The organism is Thiohalocapsa marina (genome assembly GCF_008632335.1).
In the GTDB taxonomy this organism is placed as follows: domain Bacteria; phylum Pseudomonadota; class Gammaproteobacteria; order Chromatiales; family Chromatiaceae; genus Thiohalocapsa; species Thiohalocapsa marina.
This window is the reverse complement of record NZ_VWXX01000012.1, coordinates 40,483-54,722: the sequence shown is the minus strand read 5'-3', so window position 1 is coordinate 54,722 and position 14,240 is coordinate 40,483. Positions and strand designations below refer to the sequence as shown.

14 protein-coding genes are annotated in these 14,240 nt (G+C 66.7%); 3 read left to right on the top strand and 11 right to left on the bottom strand.

The features are described from left to right. Window positions 1-3: 3 nt before the first annotated feature. The 4 genes from fabI to F2Q65_RS09755 all read right to left on the bottom strand — a co-directional run bounded on the left by fabI (window position 4) and on the right by F2Q65_RS09755 (window position 4,557). On the bottom strand, window positions 4-783 hold the full coding sequence (fabI, locus tag F2Q65_RS09770) for an enoyl-ACP reductase FabI (RefSeq protein ID WP_150092915.1): 780 nt from the start codon (window positions 781-783) through the stop codon (window positions 4-6). A gap of 65 nt (window positions 784-848) precedes the next feature. Continuing rightward, window positions 849-2,039 carry an acetate/propionate family kinase gene (locus tag F2Q65_RS09765; RefSeq protein ID WP_150092868.1) on the bottom strand — a complete coding sequence of 397 codons (1,191 nt, stop codon included), beginning with the start codon at window positions 2,037-2,039 and terminating at the stop codon, window positions 849-851. 91 nt (window positions 2,040-2,130) lie between these two features. Beyond that, window positions 2,131-3,561 carry a bifunctional enoyl-CoA hydratase/phosphate acetyltransferase gene (locus tag F2Q65_RS09760; protein ID WP_150092866.1) on the bottom strand — a complete coding sequence of 477 codons (1,431 nt, stop codon included), beginning with the start codon at window positions 3,559-3,561 and terminating at the stop codon, window positions 2,131-2,133. Window positions 3,562-3,675: 114 nt separating this feature from the next. After that, window positions 3,676-4,557, bottom strand: a complete 882-nt coding sequence (locus F2Q65_RS09755; protein WP_246156121.1) for an SDR family NAD(P)-dependent oxidoreductase — start codon at window positions 4,555-4,557, stop codon at window positions 3,676-3,678. A 173-nt stretch (window positions 4,558-4,730) separates the two neighbouring features. Between F2Q65_RS09755 and F2Q65_RS09750 the strand changes: the two genes are divergently transcribed. The 3 genes from F2Q65_RS09750 (at window position 4,731) to F2Q65_RS09740 (ending at window position 7,085) form a co-directional block, all read left to right on the top strand. Continuing rightward, the gene (locus F2Q65_RS09750; protein WP_150092862.1) at window positions 4,731-5,231 is read left to right on the top strand and encodes a methyltransferase family protein; all 501 of its coding nucleotides are present in this window, start codon (window positions 4,731-4,733) and stop codon (window positions 5,229-5,231) included. A gap of 273 nt (window positions 5,232-5,504) precedes the next feature. Continuing rightward, window positions 5,505-6,074, top strand: a complete 570-nt coding sequence (locus F2Q65_RS09745) for a LemA family protein (protein WP_150092860.1) — start codon at window positions 5,505-5,507, stop codon at window positions 6,072-6,074. 84 nt (window positions 6,075-6,158) lie between these two features. After that, window positions 6,159-7,085, top strand: a complete 927-nt coding sequence (locus tag F2Q65_RS09740) for a GIDE domain-containing protein (protein ID WP_150092858.1) — start codon at window positions 6,159-6,161, stop codon at window positions 7,083-7,085. 122 nt (window positions 7,086-7,207) lie between these two features. On the opposite strand, the gene ppa is transcribed toward F2Q65_RS09740, so the two are convergent. From ppa to ubiU, 7 genes are all read right to left on the bottom strand, one after another. After that, window positions 7,208-7,756, bottom strand: coding sequence for an inorganic diphosphatase (ppa, locus tag F2Q65_RS09735; RefSeq protein WP_150092856.1), 549 nt, complete (start codon window positions 7,754-7,756; stop codon window positions 7,208-7,210). A 152-nt stretch (window positions 7,757-7,908) separates the two neighbouring features. Beyond that, window positions 7,909-9,918: a sodium-translocating pyrophosphatase gene (locus F2Q65_RS09730; protein ID WP_150092854.1), complete on the bottom strand. Its 2,010-nt coding sequence runs from the start codon at window positions 9,916-9,918 to the stop codon at window positions 7,909-7,911. Between the two features lie 70 nt (window positions 9,919-9,988). Continuing rightward, the gene (locus tag F2Q65_RS09725) at window positions 9,989-10,192 is read right to left on the bottom strand and encodes a hypothetical protein (protein ID WP_150092852.1); all 204 of its coding nucleotides are present in this window, start codon (window positions 10,190-10,192) and stop codon (window positions 9,989-9,991) included. 71 nt (window positions 10,193-10,263) lie between these two features. After that, the gene (locus F2Q65_RS09720) at window positions 10,264-11,517 is read right to left on the bottom strand and encodes a 6-phosphofructokinase (RefSeq protein WP_150092850.1); all 1,254 of its coding nucleotides are present in this window, start codon (window positions 11,515-11,517) and stop codon (window positions 10,264-10,266) included. 73 nt (window positions 11,518-11,590) lie between these two features. Next, complete coding sequence (locus tag F2Q65_RS09715; RefSeq protein WP_150092848.1) at window positions 11,591-11,962, bottom strand: hypothetical protein; 372 nt, start codon at window positions 11,960-11,962, stop codon at window positions 11,591-11,593. Window positions 11,963-12,229: 267 nt separating this feature from the next. Then, window positions 12,230-13,168 carry a ubiquinone anaerobic biosynthesis protein UbiV gene (ubiV, locus tag F2Q65_RS09710; protein ID WP_150092846.1) on the bottom strand — a complete coding sequence of 313 codons (939 nt, stop codon included), beginning with the start codon at window positions 13,166-13,168 and terminating at the stop codon, window positions 12,230-12,232. Between the two features lie 14 nt (window positions 13,169-13,182). Beyond that, on the bottom strand, window positions 13,183-14,178 hold the full coding sequence (gene ubiU, locus F2Q65_RS09705; RefSeq protein WP_150092844.1) for a ubiquinone anaerobic biosynthesis protein UbiU: 996 nt from the start codon (window positions 14,176-14,178) through the stop codon (window positions 13,183-13,185). Between the last annotated feature and the right edge of the window lie 62 nt (window positions 14,179-14,240).

The following is a 14,240-nucleotide window of genomic DNA, read 5'->3' as shown; positions in this document are numbered from 1 at the left end:
AGCTCAGGCCTTGATGTGATAACCGCCATCGCAGTACAAGGTCTGCCCGGTCAGCATGGTCCCGGTGCGGGTTGCCAGCATCGCGGCCAGGGCGCCGACATCGTCGATGGTCGCCAGCCGGCCCAGCGGCGCCCGCTCCGCGGCCTGCGCCATCAGCGCGTCGAAGTCCTTCAGCCCCGAGGCGGCCCGGGTCGCCAGCGGCCCCGGCGACAGGGCGTAGGCACGGATGCCCTTGGGACCCAGCTCGTCGGCCACGTAGCGCACCGAAGACTCCAGCACCGCCTTGACTGGCCCCATCAGGTTGTAGGTCCGGATCACCTTCTCGGCCCCGTAGAAGCTCATCGCGAACAGCGAGCCGCCCTCATGCATCAGCGGCTCGGCCAGCCGCGCCATGCGCAGGAAGGAATGCGCCGAGACATCCACGGCGACACCGAAGCCGCTGGCGGAGCTGTCGGTCAGGCGACCATGCAGCACCTCCTTGGGTGCGAAGGCGATGGAATGCACGGCGAAGTCCAGCCGCCCCCAGCGCTGGTCGATGGCCTCGAACACCGCCTCCAGTTCACCCTCCCGGGTCACGTCGCAGGGCAGGAACAGCTCGGCCCCGACGGCCTGGGCACAGGGCTCGACATAGGGCCTGGCCTTGTCGTTGAGATAGGTGACGGCCAGTTCGGCACCGAGCGCGCGGAAGGCGCGGGCGCAGCCGTAGGCAATGGAGTGCTCGTTGGCGATCCCAAGGATCAGACCGCGCTTGCCCGCGAGCGTGAAATAGTCCTGGTCCAGCATCATGCAGTCCTCGGCAGAAACGGGGCTCGTTGGGTGGTTTTGAAGTGGGGTATTCGATCAGTGGCTCAGGACGTCTCGCGCACGACGCGCAGGGTCTGCATGGCGATCATGCGCTCCTCGTCGGTCGGGATGACCCAGACCGAGGGCGTCTTGGACGCCGGGCTGATGCAGCTGGCGCCGACGCGGTTGGCCTCGGCATCGAGATCGATGCCGAGCCAGGCGGCATCGCGGCAGACCCGCGCCCGCACCTCGGCATCGTTCTCGCCCACACCCGCAGTGAACACCAGCGCATCCAGGCCGCCGATGGCCGCACAGAGCGCGCCCAGGGTCTGGCCGATGCGGTAGACGAAGTAGTCGATGGCCTCGGCGGCGCGCGGATCATCGCTGCGATGCAGGTCGCGCAGGTCATTGCTGACCCCGGATAGGCCGAGCAGGCCGGATTCCTTGTAGAGCAGCCGCTCCAGTTCATTCACCCCGAGCCCGTCCTCGCGCATCAGGTACAGCAGCACGCCCGGGTCCAGCAGGCCCGGGCGGGTCCCCATGGGCACGCCGTCCAGGGCCGAGAAGCCCATGGTGGTCTCGACGCTGCGCCCCTCGCGGAGCGCGGTCATGCTGCAGCCGCTGCCGAGATGGGCGATGACGACGCGGCCATCGGCAATCTCTGGCGCCAGTTCGCGCAGGCGACGCACGATGAAGGCGTAGGACAATCCATGGAAGCCATAGCGCTTCAGACCGCGGTCGAGCAACGACCTCGGCAGCGCAAACTGTTCGCTGATCCGAGGCCGTCCCTGGTGGAAGCCGGTGTCGAAGCAGGCCACCTGGGGCAGATCGGGGTGCTCCGCGGCCACCAGCCGGATTGCCGACAGGTTATGCGGCTGGTGCAGCGGCACCAGTGGTATCAGGCGGGTGAGGGTCTGCAGGACCGGGTCGTCGATGCGCACCGGCTCGGCATAAGCCTCGCCGCCGTGGGCGACCCGGTGGCCGATGGCCAGGATCCGGTCGCTGCCGGCCTGCTGGCCGAGCCAGTCCCAGATCTGTCTGAACGCCCGACCGTGGCCGGCGCCGGGGGGAGCGGGTTCGCGATAGGCCTCCGCGAGCAGCGCGCCGTCGGCGGCGCTGGCGACGAAATGCGGATTCGAGCCGATGCCCTCGACCTGTCCGCGCAGGGTCAGTTCCAGGTCGTCCGCCAGCACGCGATAGAGGGCGAACTTGATGCTGGATGAACCGGCATTGAGTGTCAGGATCTGCTCGCTCATGGCACGCGTCTGGTGCGGCTAGTGGTGGGGCTGACGGTGGAGCTCGTGGCGGGGCTCGTGGCGGGCCTGACGGTGGGCCGAATGACGGGAGTCAGGCCGTTTCCGGGGCCGCTTCGATGGCCATGTCGGCGACCGGCGCGCCTTGACGCAAGGCGTGGGCATGCAGCACTGCGGTGGCCGCCGAGGCCCGGCGCGTGCGCACGCTGTCGGCGCGGGAGGTCAGCACGATGGGCACGCGGGCGCCCAGGACGATGCCGGCGGCCTCGGCATTGGCCAGAAAGATCAGCTGCTTGGCCAGGATGTTGCCGGCCTCGAGATCGGGCGCAATGAGCACATCGGCGACGCCGGCCACCTCGGAGCTGATCTTCTTGATGCGGGCCGCCTCCAGGTTGATGGCGTTGTCCAGGGCCAGGGGGCCGTCGAGGATGCCGCCGACGATTTGCCCGCGGTCCGCCATCTTGCACAGCGCGGCCGCATCCAGGGTCGACTGGATCCTGGGCCGAATGGTCTCGACGGCGGACAGCACGGCGACCCTGGGTTGCGCGATGCCCAGGGTGTGCGCCAGATCGATGGCGTTCTGACAGATGTCGCGCTTTGCATCCAGATCCGGGTCGATGTTCACCGCGGCATCCGACACCAGCAGCAGGCGCGGATAGGTGGGCACGTCCATGACGAAGATGTGGCTGATGCGCCGTTCCGTGCGGATGCCGCTGGCCTTGTGCAACACCGCGCCCAGGACCTCGTCGGTGTGCAGGCTGCCCTTCATCAGGATCTCGGCGCGCCCCTCGCGCACCAGGGCCACGGCACGCTCGGCAGCGGCATGGCTGTGCTCGACATCGATGATCTCCGTCCCGGCCAGATCGATGCCCGCCTGCTCGGCGACCGCGCGGATGCGGCATGCGGGGCCGATCAGGATGGGCTCGACGAAGGTGCTTTCGGCGGCCTCCATGGCCCCCGCCAGGGAGACCTGGTCCACCGGATGCACGACGGCGGTCGGGATCGGCGGCAGCGGCGCCACCTTGTCGAACAGCGCGTTGAAGCTGTCGTGGTGGCGCACCGTGACCTTCGCCGCCGCAGCCGCCTCGATGCGCAGCTTCTCCGTCGGCGCCACCACCACGGCGCGCCCGGTCATGACCGGTTCGCCGCGCTGATTGACCACCTCGCAGCGCAGCAGCACCAGGTTCTGAGGCTCTTTCTCCACCACCCACACCCGCGCCGTCAGGCTGTCGCCCAGGGCCACCTGACGGTGGAAAACCGCGTCCTGGTTGCGATAGACGGTGCCCGGGCCGGGCAGGACATTGGCCAGCAGGCTGGAGATCAGGCCGGTGGCCCAGAGGCTGTGCCCGACCACACCCTGGGCGCCATGGGCACGGGCATAGGCCTCGTCCATGTGGATGGGATTGAGATCACCCGAGACCTTGCTGAACAGCGCGACGTCGTCCCGCGTCAGGGTCCGCTGCAGTTCGGCAGTCTGTCCGACCCGGATCTCGTCGAAGGTCCTGTTTTCGAGGAAGGTCGCCATGGGGAACTCCACCGGCAGCGGGCCGATCGGGGGCAGCGGCCCCGTCCAGGACCTCGAACCGCCCGCGTTTTGTTGCATTGCACAATAGTCTACGCGGGCGCTGTGACGGCACAGTTACGATCCTGGAACGGTTCGGTGAATCCCGGTATCCACAGGCAGGCCGACCATCTCCGCGCTGAGTTCCCAGAGCCGTGCATTGGCGGTGACATCATCGGCCTGGGCTGGCGCCTTGATAGGCATCCGGTCGCCGATATAGGCGCCGCTGAGACCCGCGGTTGCATCCGCTATCAGCAGGTACAGCACGCGCTCGGCGGCCTGCTCCGGGGTCTTCAGCGCCCAGCCCAGCAGCCGGTCCACGGCGCGCCAGAACAGGCCCTGGGCACCGTCGGTGCCGCCCAGGTTGGAGCGGAACACGCCGGGGAAAACACAGTTGACAGTGACGCCGCTGCCGGCGAGCCGACGCGCCAGCTCGCGGGTGAAGTGGATATTGCCGAGCTTGGCCTGACCGTAGGCCTGCATCATGCGATAGGGTCGGCGCTGCCAGTTCAGGTCGTCGAGGACCATGGCGGTGTTCATGCGCGTGCCAACATTGACGATGCGCGCCGGGGCGCCGGCCTGGAGCCGATCGAGCAGCAGCCGGGTCAGCAGATAGGGCGCCAGATGGTTGACGGCCAGGGTGCGCTCGACGCCATCTGCCGTCAGCCCGTGGCGCGGAAAGGCGGTGCCGGCATTGTTGATCAGCAGGTGCAGTGCGTCGACCCGGCTGCGCACCGCGGCGGCCAGATCGCGGATCTGCGCCTGTGATGACAGGTCGCAGCACAGCAGCTCAACCGCCGGGTTGCCCGTTGCCGCAACGATCTCGTCCTGCGCGGCCCGTCCGCGGGCGGCATCCCGGGCCACCATCAGCACGCGCAGGCCGCGCGCCGCCAGGGCCCTGGACACGGCCTTGCCCAGTCCGGAACTCGCCCCGGTCACCAGGGCCTGTTGCTGGTTCATGGTCATCGCCTCCTGATCCTGGTCTGTGGCGGGATCGGCCCGACTGGATCCCGTGCCTGCGGGCACGGCCGGGCACTTCCGTATAAACTCGGCGCAGGCAAACCTTCCTTCGGCCGCGCCAGACTTTCTGCACGGCGCTGCGCCATGAACAACTGATCCGGGACCAATCTGTCATGACTTCCAAGCAAAACACACGCGCCGGCCTGGGCCGTCGCGGCGAGTGGCTGGTGGCGCTGCAATTCGCGCTGATGGCGATCTTTTTTCTGCTGCCGGTGTGGCAGCCGGGCCTGGGCGCCGCGGCCATGGACGCGACCATGCTCTGGCGCTCGCTGGGCGCAGGGCTGCTGGGCCTGGTAGCGCTGGTCTTCGGCGGGCTGGGCTCGCATCATATCCGCGACTACCTGACGCCGCTGCCCTATCCGGTGGATCACAGCCAGTTGGTGCAGCACGGGGTCTACGGCCTCGTCCGGCATCCGCTGTACGCCAGCCTGCTGTTCGCTGGTCTGGCCTGGACCCTGTACCATCTGAGCCTGTCCCACCTGCTGTTTCTGGCGGTCTGTTTCCTGTTCTTCGACTACAAGGCCAGTCGGGAAGAGGCCTGGCTGACCGAACGGCACCCGGAGTATGTCGCCTACGCGCAGCGCGTGCGCAAGTTTCTGCCTTGGGTGTATTGACCGAGATCGGCTCGAGGGGCTTCTGGCGCAGGTTTCCGTTCTTCAGGCCCAGGAAGATGCTGATTTATTGGCCATCCTGGCCAAAATCAGCACGCGAGCAGCGCAGCGGGGTACGACCATGGTTTCCTTCGCCGCCCAAACCGCGACAGCCTGAAGCTCATACAACGGCTGTATATAATCAGGGCAACCCGTCTCCTCTGCGTTGCTGGCCTCGACGCCAACCGCAGACCGGGGGACTCGCTGATGCACAACGAACACAACACAGGGTGGCCCATGAACCTGACGCTGATAGTCCTTCTGTGCCTTGGGGTCATCGTGGCCCTGTATGGGGTGGTGATCTACAACAATCTGGTGCGGCTGAAGCATACGGTGGGCAAGGCCTGGTCGAACATCGATGTGTCGTTGAAGCAGCGGCATGATGAGTTGCCCAAGCTGGTGGCGGTGTGCAAGGAGTACATGAGCTACGAGCAGGAGACCCTGGAACGGGTGGTGCGCGCCCGCAGCGAGGTGTTCAGCGCCCAGGCGCGGGGCGATGTGCAAGGCCTGGGCAGCGCCGAGACGGAACTGCGCATCGGCCTGGACCGGTTGCTGGCCCTGGCCGAGAACTACCCGGACCTGAAGGCCAACCAGAGCTTTCAGCAGTTGTCCCAGCGCATCTCGCAACTGGAGGACACCATTGCCGACCGCCGGGAGCTGTACAACGAGAGCGTCAACCTGAACAACATCCGGCGGGAGCAGTTCCCGGATCTGCTGGTTGCGCGGCTGTTCGGCTTCAGGCCCTTTGAGTTGCTGGAGTTCCAGGCCGCGCGTAAGGACGTCGACGTCGCCGGCCTCTTTGCCTAGCCGCGGCGTGCCTGCCCCAGCCGGCCCCCAAGGCTGAAATCCAGGCAGTTCCCCAGCCCCCAACCGCACCCGGTACCGGATCCCATGCTGGATTTTCTGAGCCGGACGGCCATCGACGCCGACCCGGCGGAATTCTGGTTTTTCGCCGCCTTTGCGGCGATGTTCACGGTCCTGTCCGTGCGCCAGGGGCTGGCGGCCTTCTGGAAGCTGCGACTGGTGCTGGATACGCCGACAGCACGGATTCGCTCCGCGCCGCAGGGGTATGTGGAACTCAAGGGCCAGGCCCTGGCCCTACGGGGGCCGATCCTGGCCAAGCTGAGCGGCTCGCCCTGTGTCTGGTATCGGTACCAGGTCCAGGAGCGCCGGGGCAGCAGCGGCAAGGAACGCTGGGTGACCATCGAGCGAGGGGATGCCGGGCGCCCGTTCCTGCTGGATGACGGCAGCGGCCGCTGCCTGGTGGACCCGGCGCAGGCGGATCTGCGCTGTCGGATACACAAGACCTGGTACAGCGCCCAAGCCGGCGGAGCCGCGCAGGACCGGCCCTGGCAAATTCTGGCATGGCGGCACCACCCGCGGCGCTATCGGCTCACCGAAGACCGCATCCTGGACCAGGAACCCGTCTATGTCCTGGGCAACCTGCAGACCCCGCGCCGGGATGTGCGCGAGCGCCAACGCCTGACCCGGCACCTGCTGGCGCAATGGAAGCGCAACCCGGAGCGCCTGCGCGTGTTCGATCGCAATGGCGACGGTGACATCGATGCCGCGGAATGGGAGCAGGCACGGGCGCAGGCCGCGCACCTGGCGCAGCAGGCCGAGGCACGCCTGGCCATGGAGCCGGTGCTGGCCCGGGTAGGGCCGACCGACGACGCGCGGCACCCGTTCGTGGTCTCCACCGAGGACGAGGGTGCGATGACCCGGCGGCTGCGGCTGACAGCCTTCGGCGGGACCTTGCTGGGCGGCCTGATCGGCATCGGCCTGGCCCATGCAGTGCTGGTACGGCTGGCCGGCTGAGACCTGTGCCGGTTCGGACTTGGCCGGGGCTTGCTTGCAGAGTAGCTGGCGGCCAGCAGTTGACGACTGGCAGCCGGCGCCTGGCCGACGCCCGCCCGCGGGCGGGCCGGCCGCCGTCGGAGTCAGAAGTTCGGCTTATCCGGTGCCTCTTCGAACATCCGCACGCTGCTCATGATCTCTTCGCAGGCCTCGTCGCGGCCGGCCCAACCGCCGACGCGGACCCACTTGCCCTCGTCCAGATCCTTGTAATGCTCGAAGAAGTGCGCGATCTGATCCAGCAGGTGCGACGGCATGTCGCGGAAGCTCTCGATGTTGCGATAGCCCTTGAACAGCTTGTCCACGGGCAGCGCCAGGATCTTGGCGTCATCACCGGACTCGTCGGTCATCTTCAGCACGCCGATGGGCCGACACTTGATCACCGAACCGGGAATCAGCGGATAGGGCGTGACCACCATGACGTCCACCGGATCGCCGTCCAGCGACAGCGTATGCGGCACATAACCGTAATTGCACGGATAGTGCATGGCCGTGGTCATGAAACGATCGACGAACATCGCCCCCGTATCCTTGTCCATCTCGTATTTCACCGGTTCGGCGTGGGACGGGATCTCGATGATGACGTTGATCTCGTTGGGGACGTTATCGCCCCGTTGAACACGATTCAGGTCCATGGTGTCGGTTTCTCTGTGTTGTCAGGATGTGAGAGCAAGAAAAAGGCCCGCCAGGCGGGCCGATTGATACGCCTGGCATTCTACCCCAGCGACGGGCAGCCTACCCACTGCGCCAGACAATGCAGAGCATTGCCCGACGCCGGAGGTCTGCCTCACAGCAGGGGCACGATCAACAGGGCCACGATGTTGATGATCTTGATCAGCGGATTGACCGCCGGACCGGCGGTGTCCTTGTACGGGTCGCCCACGGTGTCGCCGGTGACCGCCGCCTTGTGCGCGTCGGAGCCCTTGCCGCCGTAGTTGCCGTCCTCGATGTACTTCTTGGCATTATCCCAGGCGCCGCCGCCGGTAGTCATGGAGATGGCGACGAACAGACCCGTGACGATGGTGCCGATGAGCAGGCCGCCCAGGGCCTCCTTGCCGAGCAGCAGGCCGACCACCACCGGCACCAGCACCGGCAGCAGGGACGGCACGATCATCTCCTTGATGGCATCCCGCGTCAGCATGTCCACGGCGCTGGAGTAGTCAGGCTTCTGCTCGCCCTTCATGATGCCCGGCATCTCGCGGAACTGCCGGCGCACCTCGTTGACGATGCCGCTGGCGGCGCGGCCCACCGCCTCCATGGCCATGGCCCCGAACAGATAGGGCACCAGGCCGCCAATGAACAGCCCGATGATGACCATGTGGTTGTCCAGGCTGAAGTTCAGCGTCTCGTCACCCAGGGCATGGGTGTAGTCGGCAAACAGCACCAGCGCCGCAAGGCCGGCGGAACCGATGGCATAGCCCTTGGTGACGGCCTTGGTAGTGTTGCCCACGGCGTCCAGCGGATCGGTGATGTTGCGGATCTTCTCGTCCAGTTCCGCCATCTCGGCGATGCCGCCGGCATTGTCGGTGATGGGGCCGAAGGCATCCAGCGCAACGATGATGCCAGTCATGCTGAGCATGGAGGTGGCGGCAATGGCGATGCCGTAGAGGCCGCCGAACCAGTAGGACAGCAGGATGGCGACACAGACCGCCAGCACCGGCGCGGCTGTGGCCTTCATGGACACGCCGAGACCGGCGATGATGTTGGTGGCATGGCCGGTCTGGGAGGCCTTGGCGATGAGCTTGACCGGGCTGAATTCCGTACCCGTGTAGTATTCGGTGATGACCACCATCAGGCCGGTCAGGCCCAGGCCCACCAGCGCCGCCAGGTACAGCAGGAAGCTCGCGCCGATGCCGCCGCCCGGGTTCATGATCAGCGTGATCGGCAGGAAGGCCACGGCGGCGATGCCGCCGGCGACGATCAGCCCCTTGTACAGGGCGTTCATGATCTTGGTGTCGCCTTCCTGCGCCTTGACGAAGAAGGTGCCTGCAACGGACGCGATGATGGACACGCCGCCGAGCACCAGCGGGTAGACCACGGCACTGGAGGTACCCAGCATCAGCGAACCCAGCAGCATGGTGGCGACCACGGTGACGGCATAGGTCTCGAACAGGTCCGCGGCCATGCCGGCGCAATCACCCACGTTGTCACCGACGTTGTCCGCGATCACCGCCGGATTGCGCGGGTCGTCCTCGGGGATGCCAGCCTCCACCTTGCCCACCAGGTCCGCGCCTACGTCGGCACCCTTGGTGAAGATGCCGCCGCCCAGTCGCGCGAAGATGGAGATCAGCGAGCCACCGAAGCCCAGGCCCACCAGCGCGTGCAGCACCACGTCCTGCGCCAGACCCATGGCCATGAGGATGCCGTAGTAGCCCGCCACGCCCAGCAGCCCGAGACCGACCACCAGCAGGCCGGTGATGGCGCCGCCGCGAAAGGCCACCTGCAGCGCACTGTCGAGCCCGGTCTCCGCGGCCTGGGCGGTGCGCACGTTGGCCCGTACCGAGATGTTCATGCCGATGTAGCCGGCGGCGCCGGACAGCACCGCACCGATCACGAAACCCACAGCAGTGGCAGTATCGAGAAAGACCCACAGCACCACGGCCAGCACCGCGCCGACGATGCCGATGGTGGTGTACTGCCGATTCAGGTAGGCCTTGGCCCCCTCCTGCACCGCAGCGGCAATCTCCTGCATGCGTGGCGAGCCGGCGGGCAGCTTGAGGATCCACTGCACCGACCAGATGCCATAGCCCAGCGCCGCGAAGGCGCAGAGGATGGCGAAGATGGTTCCGAATGACATGACAACTGACTCCTGTTTCTGGTTAGACAGGCGGTTCGATGCCGCGAACCGACCCCGCCGGTCGCGGAGCTCAGCGGCCGACGCCGGAGAAGTCGGTGCCGGGCCGCAGACCGAAGGCCTGCTCAAGGTCGAATTCCCCGATCAGGCCATCCACGGCCTGCTGACCGTGCGTGCGCTGGACCTCGCCCAGCAGCAGACGCACGGCGTTGCGATTGTAGCCGCTGCCGAACTGCAGCTGGGTGGTGATCAGTTCGCGTGCGCGATCCAGGGTCATCTCAGCCTCCATTTCGAGTGTCGAAAAGCAAAAGGGGCCGCTGTGGCCCCTCTTGTTCGTCGTTCAGCGCCTCAGAGCTCGAATGGCCCGAGCTTGCGGGCAACGCCGGCGTTGTTCAGCGTCACGTACTTCGGCAAGCCGTTTTCGAAGGGCGGATAGTCCTCGCCGCTGATCAGCGGATAGAGGTACTCGCGACACTTGTCGGTGATGCCGTAGCCGTCCTCGGAGATGAAGTCCTTGGGCATGAACTTCTCCACATTGGCCACCTCCGCCAGCGGCGCCTTGCCGATCTCCCAGACGTAGGGCGCCGACGACTTGCGGACCACCGTGGGCATGATGGCGTTCTGCCCGTCCAGGGCGAACTCCACCGCCGCCTTGCCGAGGGCGTAGGCCTGCTCCACATCGGACTTCGAGGCCAGATGGCGAGCAGCCCGCTGCAGATAGTCGGCAACCGCCCAGTGGAACTTGTAGCCGAAGGCCTCCTTGACCATGTTGGCTACCACCGGCGCGGCACCACCCAGCTGGGCGTGGCCGAAGGCATCGCGGGTGCCCTGCTCCGCCAGGAAGCGGCCGTCGGGCCAGTGACAGCCCTCCGACACGCACACCGTGCAGTAGCCATGCCGTTCCACCTTGGCCCTCACCGCCGCCAGGAACTTCTCCTGGTCGAACTCCACCTCCGGGAACAGCGTGATGACGGGGATGCCCTGGTCCTCCACCAGCGCGCCGGCGGCAGCGATCCAGCCGGCATGGCGGCCCATGACCTCGAGCACGAAGAGCTTGGTGGAGGTGGCGCTCATGGAGCGCACGTCGAACGAGGCCTCGAGCGTGGAGGTGGCGATGTACTTGGCCACCGAGCCGAAGCCCGGGCAGTTGTCGGTGATGGGCAGGTCATTGTCGACGGTCTTGGGCACATGGATGGCCTGCACCGGATAGCCCATCTTCTCGGAGAGCTGCGACACCTTGTAGCAGGTGTCGGCGGAGTCGCCGCCGCCGTTGTAGAAGAAGTAGCCGATGTCGTGGGCCTTGAACACCTCGATCAGGCGCTCGTACTCACGCTGGTTGGCCTCCAGGCTCTTGAGCTTGTAGCGGCAGGAACCGAAGGCGCCGGACGGGGTGTGACGCAGGGCCGCGATGTTCTCGGCGGACTCCTGATTGGTGTCGATCAGGTCTTCGGTGAGGGCGCCGATGATGCCGTTGCGACCGGCGTAGACGTTGGCGATCCTGTCCGAATGCTGCCGCGCGGTCTCGATGACGCCGCAGGCCGAGGCATTGATCACGGCGGTGACGCCGCCTGACTGGGCGTAGAAGGCATTCTGGGCGCTCATGGGTATCCTCTTCGGTTGTTGGTTTGCGTGATCGACGATGGACCCGACACCGGCCGCCCTGTGCAGAGGTGCGCTAGCGCCCGGGGAGGTCGCCGCGCTGCTCAGCGGCGAAGTCGGCCTGCGCCTGGAGCAGCCCGACGGCGCATTCCGCCAGGTCGTCGTACTCCGGGTTGCCGGTGCCCATCTGCCTGTAGGGCTTGTAGAAGAACTGGCAGCGGTAATTGCGCTCGCCGGTCTTGAAGATGACGAAGGTACAGCCGTCGTCTGACTGCCAGGCCACCACCGGGCAGGGGGTCAGCTCGCGATCGGCCGGGCTGATGCGCACGTCGGCGTCGCCGAGCTGGACCTCGAGCTCACGGCCATAGCGCTCTTTGAGCGTGGTGCGGATGACCCAGAGCTCGGTGTCCGTGAGATCAGGGATGCTGTGCTGCGATGTAGGGGGCATGTGCTGCCGTCCGTATGACTGCGCTCAACTGTCCGCTCAGGCGGGGCCTGGCCGGGTACGGCCTGCGCGCCACCGGGGCGCCGCGACTGCCGGAATCAGATCCTAAGGGTACAAAAACAGGGCGCGGCACGCATCGAAAAAATTCAATGGCGGCAAATACCCGACCAGCCATGGTTTTCACCCAGGGAAATGCTGATTTGTTCAGCATTGTTCGCGCGGGGATCCTTGCCCCGCACGGCAATCGCTAGGCGTCAGGCCGGCTTCGCGTCAAGCGGCGGTCACCGAGGCGGCTGCGGGGGCGTGCAGGTCCATGCCGGCCCCGCCGTACCAGTAGCCGTCACAGGCACCGGTGGGCATCAACCGCTCCAGTTGTGCACTGGCATCGGATGGGTCCTGAGCGCCGCTCAGGGCGGCATGGAACAGCGCGATCACCTTGTCCATGTGTTGCGACTGCGGGCTGAGGCGAAGGATGTCCACGCCTAGTTCACGCATCTGCACCAGCGCCGGCAGCAGGTTCATGGTGCGGGCGGACTGGGTCTGAATGCCGTTCAGCGCCAGGAAACGATTGTCGTCCTGGGTGGTGACCACCATGCCGTCCGGATGGTCGATGCAGGCATAGCGGCAGTCGTCCTTGGGCAGGTTGCGGGCGCGAGCAGTGAAGCAGCGGGCGGAATAGGCCAGCGGCAGACGGCCGTAGGCCATGACCTCGGTCTCGACGCCGTCCGGGCGCGCCCGCTGCATCTGCGCCAGGGTGTCGTGGGTGAGTTCCACCGGCAGCACCCAGCGGCTGCAGCCCTGGCGCGCCAGCAGGTCCAGGGTGTGCTCGTTGTAGACATTGACACTGTGACCGACGACGAAGGGGCGGCCCTGCAGCAGATGCACGGCGCCGATGTCGTTGGCCTCGACCAGGAATCGGTCCTGGCCGCAAATGGCGCGCAGGCGCAGCAGCTCGGACTCCGCCTCCAGCAGCGACAGGGTGGACAGCACCACCTCCTTGCCGGCGTCCGCGAGGCGCTCGGCGATGGCCAGCCAGTCGTCGAAGCGCACCTGGTTGCGCTTGGAGCAGACGGTCTCGCCCAGGTAGACGATGTCCACCGGGGCATCGGCCACCATGGCATAGAAGTCCTCGACGGTGTCCTTGGGCCAGTAATAGCTGATCGGCCCCAGGGACAGGCGCGGGGTGTGGCGGTTGTCGGCTGTGCTCATTGTCTGTCTCCCGCTCACTGCCAGGGCCGATGGTAGGCACCGAGGGTGGTCTGCGCCCCCTCCGACACCTTGCCCAATTCCGCGGTCCATTCCGGCCGCGGCGCGAACTGCTCCGGCGCGCGCTCGAAGGCGTCCAGCGCCTGGCGCCAGACACGGGTGACCTGCGCCACATAGACCGGGCTGCGCTGGCGGCCCTCGATCTTCAGCGCCTTGACGCCGGCGGCGGCCAGCTCGGGCAACAGCTCCATGGCGTTCAGGCTGGTGGGCTCCTCGATGGCGTGATAGGTGTTGCCGCCGGCCTGGAAGGTGCCCTTGCACAGCGTCGGGTAGCCCACGTTCTCACCCTTGGGGTGACGCTGGATCAACACGCCCCCCAGCCGGGTATCCAGGCCCGTGGGGGTTTCGACCCACTCCACGTGGCTCGCCGGCGAACAGGCGCCGTAGGTATTCGGCGAGCGGCCGGTGGCGTAGGACGACAGGATGCAGCGCCCCTCCACCATCACGCACAGGCTGCCGAAGGCGAACACCTCTACCTCCACCGGGCTGTTGTCGATGACGTGGCGAATCTGGCTCATGGACAGCACACGGGGCAGCACCGCGCGTTTCACGCCGAAGTGTTCCTGGTAAAAGCGCAGCGCCTCGTAATTGGTGGCCGAGCCCTGCACCGACAGGTGCAGATTCAGCTGCGGATGCGTACGCGCGGCATAATCCAGCACACCGATGTCGGCGGCGATCAGCGCATCGACACCCAGATCGGCGGCGCGATCAACCGCCTGCTGCCAGCGGCTGAAGCCGTCCGGACGCGGGTAGGTGTTCAGCGCGATGAACACCCGCACCCCCTTGCGCCGGGCATAGCGGACGCCCTCCGCCAGCTTGTCCTGGGTGAAGTTCAGGCCGGCGAAGTGGCGGGCGTTGGTATCGTCGCGAAAGCCGGTGTAAACGGCATTGGCGCCATTGTCGACGGCCGCCTTCAGCGATGGCAGATTGCCGGCGGGACAGACCAGTTCCATCGGGATTCCTCGGGGTTTGTTTCTGGGTTTGCCCCCGGCTTCGTCTCCAGGCCTGGAGAGCG